Origin of the sequence: Gibbsiella dentisursi, from assembly GCF_039539505.1 — a bacterium.
GTDB classification, from domain to species: Bacteria; Pseudomonadota; Gammaproteobacteria; order Enterobacterales; family Enterobacteriaceae; genus Gibbsiella; species Gibbsiella quercinecans.
In genome coordinates, this window is sequence record NZ_BAABDG010000002.1 from 1,026,377 (window position 1) to 1,047,385 (window position 21,009).

The following is a 21,009-nucleotide window of genomic DNA, read 5'->3' on the forward strand; positions in this document are numbered from 1 at the left end:
CGCTTATTCTTCGGCGCGGCAATCGCGGTTCATTTATTGACGATTTGCCGCCGGGTAAACAGACGGGTCATCATGACGGCAAAGATCGCAAATATCCCGCCGAGCGCGGTTGATTCCAGGCGATGCGTGGCGACATCCACCTGTGAGAAACCCAGACTGGAAATCATAAACACCACCATCAGAGTGACGAAAAAGGTGAAGATAAAATAGGATTTTGAAATCAGCGAATAGGAAAAGGTAAAGGCGATATAGCCAAACAAAATAAACCCGCAGACCAGCAACAGCGGGCTGTGCCAATAAGCTATCAGCGTGGCCGCCAGGATACTGCCCATCAGCGTGCCCAGCACTCTCGCCTGCACCCGCTCCACCGTGTCCTTATAGTTGTTGCGCAGGCAAAACAGCAACGTCATACCGGCCCAGTAGCCATTTTTCATATGAAGCAGTTCAACGGTGCTTAATGCCAGGCACATGGTCAGCAGGGCGTAAAAAATCGACCATTGCAGATGGATCTTGCGCTTGTATTTGCTGGTGGTGATGCGCAAAAAACGCAGCCAGGAACGTGGGCTGAAATCTTGCCGGTGGAAGCCGTAACGGCGGAAGATCAACGCCAGAAACAGCATTTGCAGCAGGCCGCCGCCGCCCGTCATGGCCGCACGGGCGGCGGCGTGTTCCGCGGAGCCGGCGAAATAGCCGGAAACCAGATAGGCGATCGCCCATTGCAGCACCATCCACCAGGCGCTGCTGTCCACGTTCGCCATCGTGACGTAAACCCCGGCATACAGCATGGCGCCGGCGATGTACAACGGTAAAACGTTTCCCGTCAGGCAGCCCAGCCAGGACGAAAAAGCCAGCCCTAGCGTGGTGGTGATGAGCAATGAAAACGCTGAGCCGCCCCAGGTTTTGTTGGCGCCAAACGCCAGCGTTAATGCGCCGCTTGCCACCACGCTTGCCGCCGGGACGCGATCCAGTGCAAAGCCGACCAGGTAAATCACGATAATGGCCGGCAAGCAGCACAGCCCCAGCAACATATCCTGCTGCAAGGTGATGGGAAGGCGAATCGGCAAACGGTGTCTCCTGAATCTGATGGGCAACGGGCGTATCCTAAAGCCTAGTGTAGCCTAACGGGCGGCGGGGGAAGGGGGAACAAATTGCATGGCGCGGTGGGGGCTTGTTGAGGTTATCCACGCCTGTTGGCGGCGGCTGGCCGTGGGTGCATCCGCCGGCTGCTGGAAATACTGAAGCCTTTTAACGAAAACCTTACAGTTCAGCTATAGAAAGCAGCTAACATAGTTGACGATAATAAGCATCTATACCCAAAATAATTCAAGTTGCAGGAAGGCGGCAACGCAGCGAATCCCCAGGAGCTTACTGGAGTAAGTGACTGGGGTGAGCGAGGAAAGCCAACACACCTGCAACTTGAAGTATGAAGGGTATATACACGTCATCCTTCAAGTTGCTTCTTTGTTGGCTGCGTTCAGAAACCCCGGTCACAGAGTTATCTCTGCTCCCGGGGATTTCCTCACTTGCCGCCTCGATGCATCTTGAATGATTTTGTGTAGATACCCAAAATAATTCGGGTTGCCGCAAAGCCAGCACATCGGCAACGTGAAGTATCAAGGGTATATACTTTCCTTATCCCGCAAGTGGGTGAGGTGTCCTTTTCTCATCAACATTAAGATTTTCATGACTAAGCCATCGCGTTCTCGATTATTGAAACTTCTGTTACTTGTTATCTTGGTTCTGATCGTTGCCGGCGTGGTCTGGCGCCTGTGGCCACAAGGGCAGAGCGGCCAAACCGGTATGCGTGCCCCAGGTGGTCACGGCGGGCCTGGCCGGATGATGATGGGCGGTGGCAATACGCTGGTTCATGCCGGAACCGCCACCCAGGCTGATGTGCCGGTGTACCTCAATGCCCTGGGCACGGTGACGCCGAACGCCATGGTAACGGTGACCAGCCGGGTTGATGGCCAGCTCATGAAAGTCTATTTTACCGAAGGGCAGAAGGTGGAAGCCGGCCAGTTGCTGGCGCAGATCGATCCGCGCAGCTACCAGGCCACGCTGGCGCAGTACCAGGCCGAGCTGAGTGAAAACCAGGCGCTGCTGAAAAGCGCGCAGCTCACGTTGGCCCGTTACAGAAAGCTGTTCGCGCAGGATTCGCTTTCCCGCCAGGATCTGGATACGCAAATCGCCACCGTCGGGCAGTACAGCGGGGCGATTAAAGCCGATGAAGCACAGATTGCCGCCGCCAAGCTGAATATCGAATACGCGCGCATCACGGCGCCGATCAGCGGGCGCGTGGGCCTGCGGCTGGTGGATGCGGGCAATATGGTGACCAGCAGCGATACCACCGGCATCGTTACCATTACGCAAACTCAACCCGCGGCGGTGACCTTCAGCGTGCCGCAAAGCAATATTCCGGTGCTGCTGAAAGCGTTACATAACGGGCAGAGCATGCCGGTAACCGCGTTTGATCAGGATAACAAAACGCAGCTTGCCGAGGGCAAAGCGCAATTCATCAGCAACAGCATCGATACCAGCACCGGCACCGTGCAGTTAAAAGCCCTGTTCGATAATAAGGATGAGGCGCTGTACGCCAACCAGTTCGTCAACGTGCGGCTGCAAATCGGCCTGCTGTCGCAGGCGACGGTAATTCCTTCCCAGGCGCTGCAGCTTAGCAGCGACGGCAGTTTTGTCTTCGTGATCAACCAAGACAACACCGTAACGCGCAAGGTGGTGGCAACCGGGCCGAGCTTCGGTGACGACCAGCGGGCGATTATTTCCGGCGTCGCGCCGGGGGATCGGGTGGTGACGGAAGGTGTCGATCGCCTGGCCACCGGCAGCAAAGTCAGTGTGGTGACGGCGGAACAGACGCAGACCGGCGCGGCCAGTGGGAGCGCTAAGGCTCAATGAACCCGTCACGAATATTTATTGAGCGCCCGGTCGCGACCATCTTATTGATGGTCGGCGTGTTGATTTCCGGGATTTTTGCTTATCGCACACTGTCGACTTCCGCCCTGCCGCAGGTTGACTATCCTACCATCCAGGTAACGACGCTCTATCCGGGCGCCAGCCCGGACGTCATGGCGTCATCCGTGACCGGGCCGCTGGAGCGCCAACTGGGGCAAATGGCTGGCCTGAGCCAGATGACCTCCAACAGCAGCAGCGGTTCTTCGCTGATCACCCTGAAGTTTTCGCTCGATCTGTCGCTGGACGTTGCCGAGCAGGAAGTGCAGGCGGCCATCAATGCCGCCGACAGCCTGCTGCCAAGCGATCTGCCCAATCCGCCGACCTATAAAAAAGTTAACCCGGCGGATAGCGCGGTGATCACTCTGGCCGCCAGCTCCGATACCCTGCCGCTGATCAAAGTGCAGGATCTGGTGAACACCCGTATTGCGCTCAAGCTGTCGCAGATTTCCGGCGTGGGTATGGTGACGTTGGCCGGCGGGCACCAACCGGCAATCCGCGTGCAGGTGGATCCGAAAGCGCTGGCGGCGCGGGGATTGACGCTGGAAGACGTCAATACGCTGATCGGCAACAGCAACGTTAACGGTTCGAAGGGCGGTTTTGATGGTAAATACCACTCGGTCACCATTGATGCCAATGACCAACTGCGCACCGCCGAAGAGTACGGCAACCTGATTCTGGCTTACCAGAACGGTGCGGCATTGCGCCTGCACGATATCGCCCATATTGAAGAAGCGTCGGAAAACAGCTATCAGTCAGCGTGGGCTAACCGCAGCCCGGCGATTGTCATCAGCGTGCAGCGCCAGCCCGGCGCCAACGTCATCTCGGTGGTGGATAATATTAAAGCCCAACTGCCGACGCTGCAGGCGGCGCTGCCGGATGGCGTGAAAATGGAGATATTGTCCGATCGCACGCAGACCATCCGCGCTTCAATCAGCGACGTGCAGTTCGAACTGATGCTGTCGATTGCGCTGGTTATCATGGTGACCTTCCTGTTCCTGCGCAATATCGCCGCGACGCTGATCCCAAGCGTGGCGGTTCCCTTGTCGCTGGTGGGCACCTTCGGCGTGATGTATCTGGCCGATTTCAGCCTCAACAACCTGTCGCTAATGGCGCTGACCATCGCCACCGGCTTCGTTATCGATGACGCCATCGTGGTGGTGGAGAATATTTCCCGCCGGCTGGAGGAGGGCGAAACGCCGATGCAAGCGGCGCTGAAAGGCTCGCAGCAGATTGGCTTCACCATCATCTCGCTGACCTTCTCGCTGATTGCGGTGCTGATCCCGCTGCTGTTTATGGGCGATGTGGTCGGGCGGCTGTTCCGTGAGTTCGCCATTACGCTGGCGGTGGCGATACTGGTGTCGATGCTGGTGTCGTTAACCTTAACCCCGATGCTGTGCGCTTATTTGCTGCGCCACATCCCGCCGGAAAAACAGTCGCGCTTTTCGCGCAAGGGCGGGGAGTTTTTCGACAAGCTGATCCACGGCTACGATCGTTTGCTGACGGTGGTGCTTAACCATCAGAAACTGACGCTGCTGGTGGCGCTGGGCACTTTCGTGCTGACGGCGCTGCTTTATCTGATTATCCCCAAAGGCTTCTTCCCGACGCAGGATACCGGGTTGATTCAGGGGATCAGCGTGGCATCGCAGGATGTTTCTTTTGGTGAAATGGCCAAGCGGCAACAGGCGCTGGCGGATGTGATTTTGCAGAATCCGGCGGTTGAGAGCGTGTCGTCTACCATCGGTATCGACGGCAACAACACCAGCCTGAACAGCGGGCGCCTGCAAATCAATCTTAAATCGTTCGATGAGCGCGACGATCGCGCCGACACGGTGATCGCCGAGCTGAAACAAGCAGTGCGCAGCGTGCCGGGCATCGAGCTGTATATGCAATCGGCGCAGGATCTGACGGTGAACGACCAGGTGACGCCGAGCCAGTATCAGTTCACGCTGGATGACGCCGACAGCGAAAACCTGGTGAAATGGTCGCCGCAGCTGGTGGCGGCGTTGGCAAAACGCCCGGAATTCAACAACGTGGTCAGCAACCTGCAGGATCAGGGGCAGGTGGCCTATGTTGAGCTGAACCGCGATAAAGCGGCGCGCTACGGCATTACCGCTTCCGATGTGGATACCGCGTTATACAACGCCTTCGGGCAGCGCCTGGTTTCGACCATTTTTACCCAGTCGAACCAGTACCGAGTGGTGCTGGAAGTGGCGCCGGCCTATCAGCAGTCCCCTGCGTCGTTCGATGACGTTTGGCTGGCCAGTACGGTGTCTTCCGACAGCAGCAGTTCGTCATCCTCATCCTCAACGTCGACGTCGACGTCTTCTACGAGCTCAACGTCCTCCACGTCGTCGTCAACCAGTTCGACCAGCTCAAGCAGTTCGACGGCCAACATGGTGAAACTGACCTCGATCGCCACCATTCATCAGCGCCCTGGTTCGTTGATGCATATGCGGCTGAACCAGTTCCCGGCAGTCACGGTGTCGTTCAATCTGAATGACGGCTATTCGCTGGAAAACGCGCAGCAGGCGATTGCCGAGGTCAGCAAGCAACTGGAACTGCCTTCGAGCATTACCCTGCGCTACCAGGGGGAAGCTTCCGCCTTCCAGAGCGCCAACAGCAACACGCTGTGGCTGATTCTGGCGGCGTTGCTCACCATGTACGTGGTGCTGGGCATCTTGTACGAAAGCTTTATTCATCCGATCACTATCCTGTCGACGCTGCCTTCGGCGGCGGTGGGGGCACTGCTGATCCTGTTGCTGGCCGACACCGAATTCAGCCTGATTGCGCTGATTGGCGTGATTTTGCTGATCGGCATCGTCAAGAAGAACGCCATCATGATGATCGACTTTGCGCTTGAGGCCGAGAACCATCAGCACCTTAGCCCACGTGAAGCGATCCATCAGGCCTGCTTGCTGCGTTTCCGGCCGATTCTGATGACCACCATGGCGGCATTGCTTGGCGCGTTGCCGCTGATGCTGGCTTCCGGTTCCGGTGCGGAGCTGCGCCAGCCGCTGGGGCTGGTGATCGTCGGTGGTTTGATCGTCAGCCAGGTGCTGACGCTGTTCTCCACGCCGGTGATTTATCTGTGGTTCGACGGCCTGGCGCAGCGCGGGAAACGCTATATGCGTAAAGCGCAGCAGCAGTCTCAGGGCGGGGAGTGAATATGGTACGGTTGTTTATCTTCCGTCCGGTCGCCACGTTGTTGCTGACGCTGTCGATCCTGTTGCTTGGCATGCTGGGTTATCGCCTGCTGCCGGTGGCGCCGCTGCCGCAGGTGGATTTCCCCACCATCATGGTGACCGGCTCATTGGCCGGCGCCAGCCCGGAAACCATGGCCGCCACCGTGGCGACGCCGTTGGAGCGGGCGCTGGGGCAGATCGCCGGGATTACCGAGATGACCTCCAGCAGTTCGTCCGGCAGCACCAATATCATTTTGCAGTTTGAACTGAACCGCGATATCAACGGCGCGGCGCGCGACGTGCAGGCGGCGATCAACGCCGCCCGCAGCCTGCTGCCCAGCAGCATGACGACGCTGCCGACCTACCGCAAGGCCAACCCATCCGATGCGCCAATCGTGATGCTGGCGCTGACTTCGGCAACGCGCCCGGCCGGCGAACTCTACGATCTGGCGGACAGCAAGATCGACCAGAAAATCGCCCAGGTGCAGGGGGTCGGCGAGGTGTCGCTGATGGGCAGCGCGCTGCCGGCGGTGCGTATCGATCTGCAGCCGCAGATGCTGACCCACTTTGGCGTTTCGTTGGATACGGTGCGCGCCGCCATTGCCGACAGCACCACCAACTTGCCCAAAGGCATTCTGAACGGCAACAGCCAATCGTGGGTGGTGGACAATAACGGCCAACTGGATAAAGCGGCGCAGTATCGCAACCTGGTGGTCAGCTATCAGAACGGCCGGGCGATCCATCTGAGCGACGTGGCGACGGTCTATGATGCGATCGAAGACAAATACAAGGCCGGTTACTACAACCAACAGCCGGCGGTGATGATTGGCGTGACGCGGCAGGCGGGCGCCAACATGCTGCAAACCATTGATGCGATCAAAGCATTGCTGCCTGATCTGCAAAAGGAACTGCCAGCGGATACCCAGTTGAAGCTGGTGGTCGACCGCTCTACCACCGTGCGCGCCTCGCTGTATGACACCGAAGAGACGCTGCTGATCGCCGTGCTGCTGGTGATCGCCGTGGTGTTCGTGTTCCTGCGCAATGTGCAGGCGGTGATTATCCCGGCGCTGGCGCTGCCGGTATCGCTGATCGGTACCTGTGCGGTGATGTATCTGCTGGATTACAGCCTGGATAACCTGTCGTTGATGGCGCTGATTATCGCCACCGGTTTTGTGGTGGATGACGCCATCGTGGTGTTGGAAAACATCACCCGCTATATCGAAGCCGGCCTTAGCCCGGTGCGGGCGGCGCTGAAAGGGGCGCGGGAAGTTAGCTCCACCGTGCTGTCGATGACCTTATCGCTGGTGGCGGTGTTTATTCCGATCCTGCTGATGGGTAGCGTAATAGGGCGGTTATTCCGTGAATTTGCGGTGACGCTGACGGTGTCGCTGTTGATCTCGATGTTGGTGTCGCTGACGCTGACGCCGATGCTCTGTTCGCGGCTGCTGAAACGCAAACCGGCGGTGACGAAACGGCCGCATCCGCTGTACCAGTGGATTGAAAATCAGCTCAACGCTTTGCTGGCGGCCTATGCACGCGGGCTGGGCTGGGTGATGAAGCACCAGCGCCTGACGTTGTTCAGCCTGCTGCTGACCGTGATGCTCAACGTTTTCCTTTACACCGTGGTGCAGAAAGGCTTCTTCCCGACCCAGGATACCGGGCTGCTGATGGGCATGGTGCGCGCCGATCAGAACATCTCGTTCCAGGCGATGAAGCCCAAGCTGCAACAGGCGGCCAAACTGATCGCCGAAGATCCGGACGTGGACGGGGTGATGGCGTCGATGGGCAGCGGCGCGTTCGGTTCGCGCAACAGCGCCAACTTCTTCGTGCATCTGAAAGACTTTAACCAGCGCAGCGCCACGGCAAGCGAAATCGCCAACCGCCTGAGTGCCAAAGCGCAACATTTGGCCGGCATGCAACTGTTTTTGATGGCCGCGCAGGATCTGCGCGTCGGCGGCCGCAGCGCCAACGCCAGCTATCAGTACACCCTGCAGGCGGACGATCTCAGTACCCTGCGTACCTGGACGCCGAAAGTGCAGGCGGCGCTGGCGCAGATCCCGCAACTGACCAGCGTGGATTCCGACGCGCAGAACGGCGGGCAGGAAGTGATGATCAATATCGATCGCGACAAGGCCTCGCGGTTGGGCATTGATGTCAATATGCTCGATACCCTGCTGAATAACGCCTTCAGCCAGCGCAAGATTGCCACCCTGTATCACACGCTCAACCAGTATCACGTGGTGATGTCGGTGGATGACACCTTCACCCGCGATCCGGATACGCTGAAAGAGCTGTTCGTGGTGAACGACGACGGCGATCAGGTGCCGTTGTCTGCCTTCGTGACCTTCAGCAGCGACACCGCGCCGCTGTCGGTAGCGCATCAGGGGCAATCCGCTGCCAGTACCGTCGCTTTCAACCTGCAGGACGGCGTTTCGCTGGAGCAGGCGCAGGTGTTGATCAAAAACGCCATGGCGCAGATCGGGTTGCCGAGCGACGTGCAGGCTGGTTTCACCGGCACAGCTCGTGAGTTCGGCGAACTGACCGCCACCATGCCGTGGCTGATTCTGGCGGCGCTGGCCGCGGTGTATATCGTGCTGGGCATGCTGTATGAAAGCTATATCCACCCGTTGACCATTCTTTCAACGCTGCCGTCGGCCGGCGTGGGCGCCTTGCTGTTGCTGTTGTTGACCAACACCCAGCTTACGGTGATCGCGCTGATCGGTATTTTGTTGCTGATCGGTATCGTGAAGAAGAACGCCATCATGATGATCGACTTTGCGCTGATGGCCGAACGCCAGCAGGGCATGTCGCCGCAGCAGGCGATCACCCAGGCCTGCCTGATGCGTTTCCGCCCGATTATGATGACCACACTGGCGGCGTTCTTCGGCGCGCTGCCCCTGGCGCTGGGCAGCGGCGGCGACGCCGATTTGCGCAGCCCGCTGGGCCTGGCGATTGCCGGTGGCCTGGCGCTCAGCCAGTTACTTACGCTGTTCACCACGCCGGTGGTGTACCTTTATCTTGATCGCGCCAGCCGCGCCACTCGTCGTCAGTGGCAGCGTTTGCGCCATGCTGAATAACCGTTTATGAAACTGAAAAATATTGCCTTTACTCCGCTTTTTCTTGCCCTGGTGCTCAGCGGCTGCGCCGTGGGGCCCGATTATCAGCGCCCGGCTCCCACCAGCGTGCCGTTGCAGTATAAGGAAGCCAAAGGCTGGCAGCAGGCTAAACCGCAGGATCAGGTCAACAAGGGCGAATGGTGGGCAGTGTATCACGATGCCACGCTATCGTCGTTGCTCAGCCAGGTGAGTATTTCGAACCAGAACGTGGCGCAGTATGAGGCGCTGTATCGCCAGGCTAAAGCGCTGGCGGCGGAATCGCGATCCAATCTGTTCCCAACGATCAGCGGAACCGGCTCGGGCACCCGCAGCGGCAGCAAGGCCAGCAGCAGCGGTTCCAGCCAGCGTTCCGTCAGTAACAGTTTCTCGGCCGAGGCCAGCGCCAGCTGGGAGCTGGATCTGTGGGGCAAGTTGCGCCGCACACTGGAAGAGAACAAGGCCAGCGCGCAGGCCAGCCAGGCCGAGTTGGCCAACATTACCCTGAGCGCCCAGTCGGAGCTGGCGCAGGATTACTTCCAGTTGCGCATCATGGATCAGCAAATCGCCCTGTATCAGCAGAGCGTGCAGGCCTATGAACGCTATCTACAGGTGATCAACAACAAATATCAGGCCGGCGCCGAATCACGCAGCACGCTGGCGCAGGCGCAACTGCAACTGGAGAGCGCCAGAGCATCGGCGCTGGATTATGTTTGGCAACGGGCGCAGCTGGAACACGCGATTGCGCTGCTGATCGGCAAAACGCCGGCGGAGTTCAGCCTGGCCGCCGCGCCGCTGAGTGCAACCATGCCGGCGATCCCACATGCGCTGCCATCGGAACTGTTGCAGCGCCGGCCGGATATCGCCTATGCCGAGCGCAACGTGGCGGCGGCGAATGCGGCGGTGGGGGTAGCGATCGCCGGTTACTACCCGGATCTGACGCTGAGCGCCAGCGGCGGTTTCACCAGTTCGGCATTGCATAATTTGATCTCATTGCCGAACCGCGTCTGGTCGCTCGGGCCGGAGCTGAGCGGCACGCTGCTGGACTTTGGCGCGACGTCGGCGAAGGTTGAACAGGCGCGTGCCGCCTATGATGCCAGCGTCGCCAGCTACCGCCAGGCGGTGCTGCAGGGTTTTACCGAGGTGGAAAACTATCTGGTGCAGTTGAATACCCTGCAGGATGAGCTGGCCGCGCAGCAGCGTGCCGCCACTGCGGCGCAGGATTCGGCACGCGTGACGCGCAATCAGTATGAGGCCGGTATGATTGATTACCTGGACGTCGCCACTACGGAAAACGCCAGCCTGAGCCAGCAGCAAAGCCTGCTGTCGCTGCAAAGCACGCAGTGGGTGGCCAGCGTGGAACTGATTGCGGCGCTGGGCGGCGGCTGGGATGCGAAAACCTTGGCGCCATAGCGGCGCCGGCGCGGCATGCCTTCCCCTGATGTCGGCGGGCGGGCGTTATGCCGGGCCAGCCTGGATGCCGCGCAGGAATATCGCCAGCCGTTGTTTAATGTGCGCCGCGCGGCGCACATAGTCCGGCGCCTGTTGTGTTCTTCTGCGCGGCAGCAGCGCACCAAATACGATATCCATCAGCATCCCGGCGCAGAGCTCGGGATCGTCAACCACCATACGACCGCGTTCAGCCTCCAGTTGGAGCCATTCGATAAGCGCTTCCCGTGAACGAATGATTTCGTTTTCGTAGAGGTAATCGGATAGCTCGGGGAACTGGATAGATTCCCTGACGATCAAATTGAGTATCGCTTCACGCGCGCGGGCGGTTTCCTGATCAATGTTCAGGCGGAAAATTTCGATCAACGTTTCCAGCAGCGGCAGTGCTTCACCCGGCGGGCGCGGCAGAGCCAGGATCAGGTGTTGTTTCTCTTGTATCACGGCGGCGAAGAGCGCCGTTTTGTTACTGAATACTTCATAGATCGCGCGTTTGGAAACTTTGGCTTTTGCCGCGATAACGGCCGTTGTGGTGCGCGCAAACCCCAGTTCGATAAAGGCCTCATAGGCCCCGGCGATGATGGACTGCCGGCGTTCCTGTTCCCCGAACACTTTTGGCCGCCCGCGTTTGGGCGTGGTTTTTTTGGGGGTGACGTCCATCTGTTCTCCTGGTTTTCTCATTGACAGCCTGCATCGGCTACAATATGGTACTATTCTAGTACCATATCAGTGGGCAAGACTTTCTTCAAGGCAGGCCCGGCTTGCGGCGAACATCGGCCGCGTTTGAGCGGCCTGGGTTGCTTTGCTACGGTTAGATGAGGTAACGGAGGTTGATCATGCCAAAGGCTATTCCATCCCAGGGAACAGGGCCAAGCCCTATCCGGGATCCCCGCGTTCTTGAGGTTATCGCCCGGATGAACGCCGCGCGGCGTTTCCCGGAACCGGGTGCGTTTCAGGGCGCTGCGGGCAAGGCGCCCGAGGCCTTCGCCGATTACGGTTTTTCCATTCACCCCGATCAGGGGGATCTGATATACCTGCTGTGCCGCGGCATGGGGGCGAAACGGGTGGTGGATTTTGCGACCTCGGTTGGCATGTCGGCGCTGTATTTTGCCGCCGCGATGCGCGACAACGGCGGTGGGTTGGTGATCGGCGCGGAGTATGTGCAGGCGAAGGTCGATGTGGCGCGGCGCAATCTGGCCGATGCCGGGCTGGCGGACTATGCGGATATTCGCGTGGGCGACGCACGCGAAACGCTGCGCGACCTTGGCGAACCTATCGATTTTGCGTTGATCGACGGCTGGCCGGTTGAGCAGGGGCCTTCGCTCGCTCGCCAGATCATTGAGATTATCGCGCCGCAGTTACGCACCGGCGGCTATGTGCTGAACGATAATGCCGAGCCGGATTTCCTGGAATACATTCGCGATCCTGCTAATGGGTTTATCTCCGTCACCCTGCCGATCAAACGCGGCACGGAGCTGGCGCTGAAGGTCGGTTGAGGTCTGGTATGCAATCACGGCGGCAATTTCTGTTAACGGGCATCGGCCTGGGGGCGGCGGCGCTGCTGCAACCGTTGGTCGCGGCAGCAGGCACGGCAATGGCATCGGCGCTCCGGGCTGGCGCCGGGCGGGCGGAGATCGTCTTTCCCGCCGCACTTTTCCCGCTGGACGGCTTTGCCGGCGTGCACGATCCGCTGGCCGTCCGCGTGTTGCTGCTGGATGACGGCCGCCAACGCCTGAGCATCGTGGTTGTCGATCTGACCTCGATCGCCGAGGGCATGATCAGCGCGATAAAAACCATCCTGACCGAGGTGGCGGGCGTGCCGCCTGACAACACGCTGGTTTGCGCCAGCCACACCTTTTCCACTCCGCATATTTTTCCGGCCGGGCAAGCGCCCGCTGGTACGGACACCGTGCGTAATGAAGCCGCCTGGCGCGCGGTGCTTGCCGCGTTGCGCACCGCTGCGGAGCACGCCAACGCCAGTTTGCAGCCAGCCCGTTTGGGCTTTGGCGCCGGCACCAGCCGGGTGAATGTGAACCGCGACGTGCCGACGCCGCACGGCTGGTGGCTGGGGGCCAACGATGCCGGTTTTGCCGATCCTTTCCTCGGCGTATTGCGCATTGATGGCCGTGATGGCAAGCCGCTGGCGCTGCTGATGAACTTTGCCGTGCAGTCGTCGATCATGGACGGCTCGCAGCAGGCCGCCGGCGGGAAGTTGATTTCCGCCGATCTTGCCGGCGCCGCGGCGCGTTACGTTGAGGCACATTACGGTTCGGATACCGTTGCGCTGTTCCTGGTGGGGGCGGCCGGGGATCAGGCGCCGTATTTGCAGGCCAACCGCCACGTCGTCAACGGCGACGGCAGCGTGGGCCAAATTGATGTGCACGAAGCGGGGTTCACGCTGGTGGATTTGCTGGGCGAGCGGCTCGGCGCCGGCGTGGTGCAGGTTGCCGGGCAAATTACGCCGGCATCCCAGGCCTCGCTGGCGGTACGGCGCGCGCAGATAAACGTGGCCGCGCAAGAGATTACGCCGGAAGATCGGCCCACCGGCCCCGTTACCGCGTTCAACTATCCGCCCAGTGCCAAAACGCGTGCTGTACCGCTCGTAATGATGCGTATTGGCGCCATGGTGTTGGTGGGAATGCAGCCAGAGCTGGCTGCCCGCGTTGGCGCACAGATCCGTGCGGCATCGCCGTATCCGCAGACCCTCGTCGCCACCATGGTCGACGGCGCGGCCAAATACCTGCCCGATGCGCAAAGCTATGCGCGTTTCACTTATGAAGCGCGCAATTCGCCCTATGCCAAAGGCGCGGCGGAAGCGGCTGCAGCGGCGATAGTCGATAAACTGAAACAAATGAAAGCCAGAAACGGCGAAGGAGAATAAAGATGCCATCACGTCGGGAATTCCTGCTTATGGGGGTATGCACCGGGGCCTTGATTGCGATTAATGTTCCAGTGTTTGCCAAAAATGGGGCTCTGCATGCGAAGAGCGCGACCGCCATCACGCAGGTATTCGGCGATGGCATTCGGTTGGCGGCGGTCGCCGTGGAGTACGATGCGCCGATCAACAGCGCGGATTTACAGGCGGCGAGCTTCCAGGTGGAAGGGCGGACGGTCACTGGTGTTTTCGCCAGCACCTCGGCTAACCCGGCCGATCGTGCGCAGGCAGGGCGCTTTGCGATCGTGACGCTATCGCCCGAGGATGCCAACGCCACGCTGGCTGAGAAAGTGCAGCCGCAGGGCGCGTCAGGCAAGGATGCTGGCAAAGGGATGAAAGGCGGCGGCCCCGGCAACGCGGGGGATATTCCTACCTATGACACCGTCTACAAAACGGCGGCGGCCAAGGTGTTGCAGGCGGCGCCCGTCACGCTGGCAAACGGTGATGTGATACCCGCCAGCAGCCAGGCGCTGGCAACCACGCAGGTGGAAAACCCGATCGTTGATGATTTTCAGCCGTTGGAATTCCACGATCCAAAGACCGGCAAGCTGCTGCGTTACAACCTGTTCGTGCCGAAAGGCTATGATGCCAACAAAGCCTATCCGCTGGTGTTGTTTATGCACGATGCGGGCGCAACCAGCGATGTGACGCGGACGACGCTGTATCAGGGATTAGGGGCGATAGCCTGGGCCAGCCCAGCCGATCAGGCCAAACGGCCGTGTTTCGTTCTGGCGCCGCAGTATGCGGAAATCATCGCCGATGACGATTCAAAAACCTCCGATATGCTGGATATCACCATTACGTTGATCAAGACGCTGGCGGAGAAATACAGCATTGACCGCAACCGGCTGTATACCACCGGCCAATCCGGCGGCTGCATGATGTCGATCGCCATGGACATCAAATATCCGAGTTTCTTCGCCGCTTCGTTTTTAGTCGCCGGCCAATGGGATCCGGCGTTGGTGACGCCGCTCGCCGGGCAGAAACTGTGGATCCTGGTTTCGCAGGATGACGACAAAGCCTACCCTGGGCAGAACGCCATCACCGCCAACCTGGAGAAGGCCGGGGCGAAGATCAGCCGTGCGGTTTGGGACGGTACCTGGTCGCCGGAGCAGTTCCGCGCCGCCTTCGACAAAATTACGGCGGAGAACAACCCGATAAATTACGTGACTTTCCGCAAAGGCACCGTGATCCCGCAGGGCCAGTCCGCCGCCGGCGCCAGCGGCCATCGCAACACCTGGCGAATCGCCTACACCATTGAGCCGATTCGGGAGTGGATCTTCCGCCAGCATAAATAGGGCGGTTAGCCAGGCGGCACGATGAAAAAAGCCACGGCAAGCATGAAGGCGCCGTGGCTTTTTGTTTGGCGCAGCGAACGCTGTGCCGGTGTTGAATGCGTGCGGTTATTGCGCCGTAATGATGATGCGGCGGTAGGCGGTTAAGGCCGGGCTGCCATCGTCGGTTACGGCCAGGATAATATGTTCCGTTCCCTTATTTTTCACCTGCACGTCTATCGTCTCTTTGCCATTCGCCCCTAATGCCAGCACCTGTGGTTTTTGCAGGAAATCTTCCCCCGACTTGCCGACGATCTGATCCATCGTCACCTGGTGGGAAATCGCGGAGGTGGCTTCCGGGTAGCGGATCCAGTTATAGCTAAGTTTATCGCCATCTGGATCGTGGCTTCCTTTCGCGCTCAGCTTGACGGTTTCCCCAACGTGGGCGGTGATGTTGAGCACCTCTTTGCCGGTTTTACCGTTCACCACGGCCAGTGGATTATGGTTGGCTGCGGCATAGTCTTTTATGCTCCAGTCCATTCTGGCGGCGAAGTCATGCTGGAATGCGGTGCGCCAACGCCAGATGGTTGCCTGATTAGAGGTGTATTGCTGGCCGTCGCTGCCGATGACCGTATCCGCTGCGTTGGGGTTGCCTGGGAAGAAATCGCCGCCGTTGCTCCAGATCGGGCGGGTTTCACCCTGCGGCTGGCGCACAATGTAGCGGCCGCCCCAGCCACCCCAGCCGGGGTTCATCTCGCTGTTGAGGCCATTGCGGATCAGGCCGAGAAACGCTGGCGTGTCGCCTTCCATAATAAAGGCATATTGCAGATAGCCTTTCCCCAACGGCCCTTTGCTGCGGATGTTTTTATCCAGCCAGCTTTGCGAAACCGTGGTGAAATCCGCGCCGGGCGCATTGCGATAATATTTGTCGCCGCTGATGCCGGTCCAGGTGGCGCGGGCGTAGTCTTCCCCGTTTTGGCTGGATGGATCGACGATATAGGTGATCTGCGGGTAGTGCTGCCTGACCCACGCCCCAGCATCGTCTTGATCGGAGATGGAATAGACCACCAGGTTCCGCGTCAGGGCGTCTACCTGCGCCGCCGGATGTTTTTTCGACAGATCAAGCAGCGCCTGCGCCAAGGTGTTGGCGCCGCCCCAGAGGTTAATGAAGAGCGGGTGGGCTGGATCGCTGCTTTTCTCAATCGATTTCAGCAACAAATCCGAACCCTGGGTATTTTTCCCTTCCCCGGTAGCGGCCATGCCGTAAGCCGGCTGGCCGGAGGCGATCAGCGTTTTCAGCAACGAAGCGGCAGGGTAGTGCGGATCGTGTTTCAGCAGGTTCGGTTGCACCTCGGCGTAGTGGTTCACCATCAGCTCAATCATATCAGGATGCACCTTTTCCCGTTGCCAGGTGGAGGTGGTGGCGACCAGGCCTTCAACGTTCAGCTCGTTGCTATAGAGCAGAAAACGGGTGAGCGACATTTGGTCGTCCGGCTCGTTACCAATATCGCTCAGGATGAAAACGCGCGGCTTTTCCTGGTAGGGCAGGGTTTTGCCGGCGATCTGCTGCATAGACTCATTGGCAACCGCGGCGGCAGGCAGCGCCGCAGTGAACAACACCGGGGCGATAAGCAACAGACCTTTGGTGATGGCGTTGTGCGTTACTTTGATCATTGGGAACCTCATGGCTAATGAAATCAATGAATTATTTTTCTTTGTGAGGCGATGAATAGCGGATGAGGACACATTAGTTAACAGTGGAAACAAAGTAAAAAATAAAAATCATTTTTGCTAATTGAATCACAAAAAAGAGATCTGCCGCCGGGGCGCAATGCCATAGCAGGAAGGGGCTCTGCGGCGTGTTTAAAGCAGGGTGGCGGTGATGGCGTCTGAACTGAGCTGAACCAGCCCGACCATACTGTAGTTGTAGCTGGCTTTCATGTATTCCAGGCGGATGGTGTTGATATGCTCGCTGGGGTTTTCACGCAATAGACGATGGGTGATTGGCATGATCAAATCCGCGTAGTCTTCAAACAGTTCGCCGGTCAGGATCACGCGCTTAATGTTGTGTATCGGCGCGGTACAGCAGATGGCAAAATAGAGTGCTTCGGCCGTGCGTTGTGCGGATTGTTGCGGCGTGGCGGGATCGAACAAAAAGGCGTTTTCCAGCCCGGAAGCATAGGGCAAATGGACGATTTCAGGGTAGAAACCGTTGTCGCCCAAGCCCGGTTGGCCATTGATGCAATAACCAAACCCCAGGCTGCCGAAGCCCGGCATAAATGCCACCCAGGATTCGCGGGAATGGGTACGCTTATTGATCATGTAACATGAGCACCAGGCGATATTGACGATCTGCGTTGCAATGCCGCTGCGGCTGCAAATAATATCGCGCAGGTTGATATTGCGCTCTTCCAGCACCGGGCACCACCTCACGACGCCGGAGTGTTGTTCGATGCCGCCCTGCAACGCCACGCCAAGGGCTTTTACCCGTTCGCGCACCACGCCGGCCTGGGCGCATAGCTCCGCCGCCAACGCATCGAGCATTTCAGCCAGGCGTTGCGCGCTCATCGGGCCGCTCAACGGATAGTTTGCCGTGGCCAGCGCTGGCCGGGTGGTGTTGTAATCGTTGAGCGAGGCCTGCAGGCCATAGGTTCTGATCATGACATTGATGCTAAACAGCCTGCCGGTTTTTACGGCCAGCAGCTGTTGCGGGCGCCCCAGCGGAGCGTCTTTCACCTCACACTCTTCGATGATGCCATCACTGAGCAACGCCGCAGTCAGCTTGGTCATATAGGCGCGGGTGATATTCAACGTTTTGGTCATGGCCACCCGCGAGGCTGGGGTGCTATGCAGAATATTCAGAATTTGCTGTTTGTAGTCCATGATCAGCCCCGCAAGGTAGAAGCGCACAGCCGATACCTTAGCATTTTATTCTCACACAGTGCGTTGTTGTAGAATCATTTTCTTTCGTATTACCAACAAATATTTTAACATTTGCTAAAGCAGAGAGGGGTTATTAATAACTGAACCATGTGGTATAGTTTATCTCTATTGCGTTTATGAGAACATTTGTTCAAGACATGATGCATGTCTTAACGTTGGCCGTATTAACGTGGCATCATGGCTTATAAACTGTACTGTTTAGTTATATGGTGCGTTTTGCTGATGGTAAACGCTTCAGCAAACCCAAGGAGATTGCATGAGAACATTAACAGAAGAACGGCGAGAGGCCATCATTGCCGCCGCTGCGCAGGTTTTCCAGGAGATCGGCTATGAGCGCGCGTCAATGAATGAAGTCGCCAAGCGTGTCGGTGGCTCTAAGGCGACCCTGTATAACTATTTTTCATCGAAAGAAGCGCTGTTTGAAACGGTAGTCCGTAAATTCAGCGCAAATTTTTTGACGGAAGCGGCTGCCGAGTTGGTGGCGCCTGGCAGTGAAAAACTCTCGCTTGAGCAAAAGATTACCCGCTTTGGCGAACGGATGCTTCAGGTGCTTACCGGCGACAATCAGGCGTTGCAGATTTACCGTGTGGTGGTGGGCGAGGCCGGGCATTCCGATATTGGCGAACGTTTTCGCGAGTCCGGCATTCGGCAAAGCATGGAAGCGCTGGCCGAGGTCATGAGAGAAGCCATGCAAAAAGGTGAGCTGATCGAAGGTGAGCCAATGCTGCGGGCAAAACAATTTACCGCTCTGGTTAAATCCGAGACGGATACGCTCCTCTTTGAGCGCGAACTGCCGCGTTTTACCAACGCGAAAATCAAGCAAATGGTCAAAGGTGCCGTCCGGTTATTTTTGAACGGCGCAATACCGCGGGAAGAGAATAAATAATCATTACCCGAGATCGCTCTGTTTTCCCCATCGCCTGTCTGCGCATTATGGCACCTACATCCCTCTGAATAGGCCCGCCCTCGGCCTTTCAGAGCCGGCATTTCTCATTCTGTATGATCTGCCTTTACGGTTCAGGCCATGGGGCTATTTCACCTTATCTGCTTCATGAAAGCACGGGCGCAAACCCCTTGCCGACCACCAGGGAACGCCGGGGGATCAAGGCGATATTGATTATAACTGTACGGGGTGGTTTTTCGTTGCTATCATCGCTTTGCCAAAAAAATGTTTCTGGATTTAGGGTTTCTTTACATTCAGCAACAACGGAGGAGAGCATGAGAAAGGGCTCGGATATCCTAAGGGAACACATCATCACTGAGGCGGCTGCGATACTTCAAAGCCAGGGGTACGAGGCATTAACATTCCGGCTGTTGGCTTCCCGCCTGGGCTGCGCCGAGCGAGCGTTGCTTAACCATTTTGCCCATCCAGAGGAACTGCTTACGGCAGTGATCCGCACCTATGCCACCCGGCATTTAACGCAGGCCGTATCCGTGATATCCGACACGCAGAGTTATCCGTTGCGTACCATGCTCACCCGTTTTGGCGTGCGGATGCTGCTTGTGCTGCAAGACGATCGGGATGCGCTGGATATCTATCGCCGTGTTTTATCCGATGCCGCATGCACGAATATTGGTTTGCTTTTTTATGAAGCGGGTTTTCGCGATGCGCTGGAAAAACTCACACAAGCGCTGGATATCGCTATGGTTCGCCGGGAAATCCGGCTGGGCGATCCGCGCATAATGGCCCAACAGCTACTCTCGCTTTTTTTTGCCGTCGGTGAAATACGCCTGCTGGAGCGGGAGCCCGAACCCATCAACCTGTGCCAGATAAGAAAAATGGTTCGCGAAGCGGTGCATGTGTTCCTGTACGGTGCTGCGGTGAGGCCTGGGGCGACACGAGGGCACGCCAAAGGGGGGGAATGAGCATGGCATCCGTACCGGATTGCGTTAATGGCCGATTGATATTCAATGCTGGTGTAAAGTAGGATTTATGGCGACCAGCCTAGTGCCCCCGAATTTGACCACCGGAGCAGCTGTGCGAACAGTCTGAGAAAAAGGACGATATAGATGATGGAACTGCTTGATTTGATCTCCGATATATTAATGTATTGGCCAGGGAGAAAGAAAAAAAGAGATTATAAAAACAAAAGCTTATTGGATATTAAATACAAGCCTATCGTTCCCATAATGAAAGGTAAAAGTAATGATGATAATGTTAATACGTTGTGATTTTATATATCTTTCCCGGCACTTAAGTAGCCAGGTCAGGAAAGTAGTTGCAAAATTTACTGTCGCCGCCTTATAAAAATGAGCCGCTCTTTAACCGGAGTAGCTTAGGATATCTCCCTCACAGGCCGTGGTGCTGCCGCTCTGTGGCTATTTTCTCATGTTATTTCAGCACGACAGGGCGATAATACTGTTTGCGAAATTTCTGTGTCTGATAAAGGAAAATATGGGAAATCACGCTTGGCAAAAAGAGGATATTATGGATTCGGTAAGATACAACTAAGTAATTATCTGCAGATATATCCAGTATCAGGAACAATAGCGAAAGATGAAACAGAAAGACAACAGCAATTGAGAGCCCCCTTGCTGGAGGGCCATGTCACTCACGTCTTCGGTGAAGGCGGATTTTACTTAGTCTACGATGAACAATCTCGCACCATTTGGTGCAGATGTATGATGGGCTTCAGCGTTATCGGCTACCTGATAGCTCACGCCTGGTGTTAAAATAAAAGTACGCCCATCATCCAATTTTGTGTGCAGCTCGCCTTCAAGGCATAGCAGTATATGGCCTTTTTTACACCAATGATCGGCGACATATCCTTCAGAATATTCAACAAATCTGACTCTTATATTACCGAAGTTCTGTGTTCTCCATAAAGCAAACCCGATATCACCAGAATGTTTGGTTGGCTCGATTTCTGACCAGTTTGTAATGCCGAACGGGAGATTATCTATATTCATATGTTTTACCATTGATAGTGGGGTCATAGTTTTATAACTAACATGGAATTATAAATAAGTCTATGCTTCTATCGTCCCTCTCCGAGTTATAGCCAATTTTTATAAAAAATTTAAATAAAATAGATGATATCCACTATTACCATCTGTGAAAGTGTCGTGCTAATAAAAGTATATGCATGCTTGAAGGTTTTTTTGACTATGATTTGACGGATTCTTTATGTTTTTATCTAAATTATGGATGCAAGAAAATGAGTTCGAGG

The 21,009-nt window shown here is 57.2% G+C and carries 15 protein-coding genes; 10 read left to right on the forward strand and 5 right to left on the reverse strand.

What is annotated here, in order from left to right:
* Positions 1-29: 29 nt before the first annotated feature.
* Positions 30-1,064: an FUSC family protein gene (locus tag ABFX35_RS05065; protein ID WP_346079571.1), complete on the reverse strand. Its 1,035-nt coding sequence runs from the start codon at positions 1,062-1,064 to the stop codon at positions 30-32.
* A 619-nt stretch (positions 1,065-1,683) separates the two neighbouring features.
* Here ABFX35_RS05065 and ABFX35_RS05070 point away from each other — a divergent pair.
* Genes ABFX35_RS05070 through ABFX35_RS05085 form a run of 4 tightly spaced genes read left to right on the forward strand, consistent with a single transcriptional unit; the run spans position 1,684 to position 10,654 of the window.
* Positions 1,684-2,910: an MdtA/MuxA family multidrug efflux RND transporter periplasmic adaptor subunit gene (locus ABFX35_RS05070; RefSeq protein WP_346079573.1), complete on the forward strand. Its 1,227-nt coding sequence runs from the start codon at positions 1,684-1,686 to the stop codon at positions 2,908-2,910.
* Positions 2,907-6,131 carry an efflux RND transporter permease subunit gene (locus ABFX35_RS05075; RefSeq protein WP_346079575.1) on the forward strand — a complete coding sequence of 1,075 codons (3,225 nt, stop codon included), beginning with the start codon at positions 2,907-2,909 and terminating at the stop codon, positions 6,129-6,131. The genes ABFX35_RS05070 and ABFX35_RS05075 overlap by 4 nt, the downstream gene beginning before the upstream one ends.
* Positions 6,128-9,226 (forward strand): multidrug efflux RND transporter permease subunit, encoded by a 3,099-nt coding sequence (locus ABFX35_RS05080; protein ID WP_346079577.1) that lies wholly within the window; start codon positions 6,128-6,130, stop codon positions 9,224-9,226. The genes ABFX35_RS05075 and ABFX35_RS05080 overlap by 4 nt, the downstream gene beginning before the upstream one ends.
* A gap of 6 nt (positions 9,227-9,232) precedes the next feature.
* Positions 9,233-10,654: an efflux transporter outer membrane subunit gene (locus tag ABFX35_RS05085; RefSeq protein ID WP_346079579.1), complete on the forward strand. Its 1,422-nt coding sequence runs from the start codon at positions 9,233-9,235 to the stop codon at positions 10,652-10,654.
* A gap of 45 nt (positions 10,655-10,699) precedes the next feature.
* Here ABFX35_RS05085 and ABFX35_RS05090 read toward each other — a convergent pair whose 3' ends face one another.
* The gene (locus ABFX35_RS05090; RefSeq protein ID WP_279027122.1) at positions 10,700-11,347 is read right to left on the reverse strand and encodes a TetR/AcrR family transcriptional regulator; all 648 of its coding nucleotides are present in this window, start codon (positions 11,345-11,347) and stop codon (positions 10,700-10,702) included.
* A 176-nt stretch (positions 11,348-11,523) separates the two neighbouring features.
* Here ABFX35_RS05090 and ABFX35_RS05095 point away from each other — a divergent pair, with 176 nt between their 5' ends.
* From ABFX35_RS05095 to ABFX35_RS05105, 3 genes are read left to right on the forward strand one after another with little or no spacing between them, the layout of a single operon-like run.
* Positions 11,524-12,183, forward strand: coding sequence for an O-methyltransferase (locus ABFX35_RS05095; RefSeq protein WP_095844962.1), 660 nt, complete (start codon positions 11,524-11,526; stop codon positions 12,181-12,183).
* 8 nt (positions 12,184-12,191) lie between these two features.
* Entirely contained in the window at positions 12,192-13,568 is a 1,377-nt protein-coding gene (locus ABFX35_RS05100; protein ID WP_346079582.1) for a hypothetical protein, read from the forward strand.
* Between the two features lie 2 nt (positions 13,569-13,570).
* A complete protein-coding gene (locus ABFX35_RS05105) occupies positions 13,571-14,920 on the forward strand; it encodes a peptidase (protein ID WP_346079584.1) in 1,350 nt (449 codons plus the stop codon).
* A 105-nt stretch (positions 14,921-15,025) separates the two neighbouring features.
* Here the strand turns inward: ABFX35_RS05105 and ABFX35_RS05110 are convergent, their stop codons facing one another.
* Positions 15,026-16,570: a nucleoside hydrolase-like domain-containing protein gene (locus ABFX35_RS05110; RefSeq protein ID WP_346079586.1), complete on the reverse strand. Its 1,545-nt coding sequence runs from the start codon at positions 16,568-16,570 to the stop codon at positions 15,026-15,028.
* Between the two features lie 189 nt (positions 16,571-16,759).
* Positions 16,760-17,806, reverse strand: coding sequence for a NagC family transcriptional regulator (locus tag ABFX35_RS05115; protein WP_346079588.1), 1,047 nt, complete (start codon positions 17,804-17,806; stop codon positions 16,760-16,762).
* A 289-nt stretch (positions 17,807-18,095) separates the two neighbouring features.
* Between ABFX35_RS05115 and ABFX35_RS05120 the strand changes: the two genes are divergently transcribed.
* The 3 genes from ABFX35_RS05120 (at position 18,096) to ABFX35_RS05130 (ending at position 20,011) form a co-directional block, all read left to right on the forward strand.
* Complete coding sequence (locus tag ABFX35_RS05120) at positions 18,096-18,725, forward strand: TetR/AcrR family transcriptional regulator (RefSeq protein WP_346079590.1); 630 nt, start codon at positions 18,096-18,098, stop codon at positions 18,723-18,725.
* A gap of 113 nt (positions 18,726-18,838) precedes the next feature.
* A complete protein-coding gene (locus ABFX35_RS05125; protein WP_346079592.1) occupies positions 18,839-19,705 on the forward strand; it encodes a TetR/AcrR family transcriptional regulator in 867 nt (288 codons plus the stop codon).
* A gap of 144 nt (positions 19,706-19,849) precedes the next feature.
* On the forward strand, positions 19,850-20,011 hold the full coding sequence (locus ABFX35_RS05130) for a hypothetical protein (protein ID WP_346079593.1): 162 nt from the start codon (positions 19,850-19,852) through the stop codon (positions 20,009-20,011).
* A gap of 408 nt (positions 20,012-20,419) precedes the next feature.
* Here ABFX35_RS05130 and ABFX35_RS05135 read toward each other — a convergent pair whose 3' ends face one another.
* Entirely contained in the window at positions 20,420-20,749 is a 330-nt protein-coding gene (locus ABFX35_RS05135; RefSeq protein WP_346079595.1) for a DHCW motif cupin fold protein, read from the reverse strand.
* Between the last annotated feature and the right edge of the window lie 260 nt (positions 20,750-21,009).

Bases quoted from the DNA above. Each gene is read 5' to 3' on its own strand.
- ABFX35_RS05120 (WP_346079590.1), top strand. From the start codon at position 18,096: ATGAGAACATTAACAGAAGAACGGCGAGAGGCCATCATTGCCGCCGCT.
- ABFX35_RS05070 (WP_346079573.1), top strand. From the start codon at position 1,684: ATGACTAAGCCATCGCGTTCTCGATTATTGAAACTTCTGTTACTTGTT.
- ABFX35_RS05135 (WP_346079595.1), bottom strand. From the start codon at position 20,749: ATGAATATAGATAATCTCCCGTTCGGCATTACAAACTGGTCAGAAATC.
- ABFX35_RS05085 (WP_346079579.1), top strand. From the start codon at position 9,233: ATGAAACTGAAAAATATTGCCTTTACTCCGCTTTTTCTTGCCCTGGTG.
- ABFX35_RS05075 (WP_346079575.1), top strand. From the start codon at position 2,907: ATGAACCCGTCACGAATATTTATTGAGCGCCCGGTCGCGACCATCTTA.
- ABFX35_RS05105 (WP_346079584.1), top strand. From the start codon at position 13,571: ATGCCATCACGTCGGGAATTCCTGCTTATGGGGGTATGCACCGGGGCC.
- ABFX35_RS05130 (WP_346079593.1), top strand. From the start codon at position 19,850: ATGATGGAACTGCTTGATTTGATCTCCGATATATTAATGTATTGGCCA.
- ABFX35_RS05100 (WP_346079582.1), top strand. From the start codon at position 12,192: ATGCAATCACGGCGGCAATTTCTGTTAACGGGCATCGGCCTGGGGGCG.
- ABFX35_RS05110 (WP_346079586.1), bottom strand. From the start codon at position 16,570: ATGATCAAAGTAACGCACAACGCCATCACCAAAGGTCTGTTGCTTATC.
- ABFX35_RS05125 (WP_346079592.1), top strand. From the start codon at position 18,839: ATGATCTGCCTTTACGGTTCAGGCCATGGGGCTATTTCACCTTATCTG.
- ABFX35_RS05095 (WP_095844962.1), top strand. From the start codon at position 11,524: ATGCCAAAGGCTATTCCATCCCAGGGAACAGGGCCAAGCCCTATCCGG.
- ABFX35_RS05090 (WP_279027122.1), bottom strand. From the start codon at position 11,347: ATGGACGTCACCCCCAAAAAAACCACGCCCAAACGCGGGCGGCCAAAA.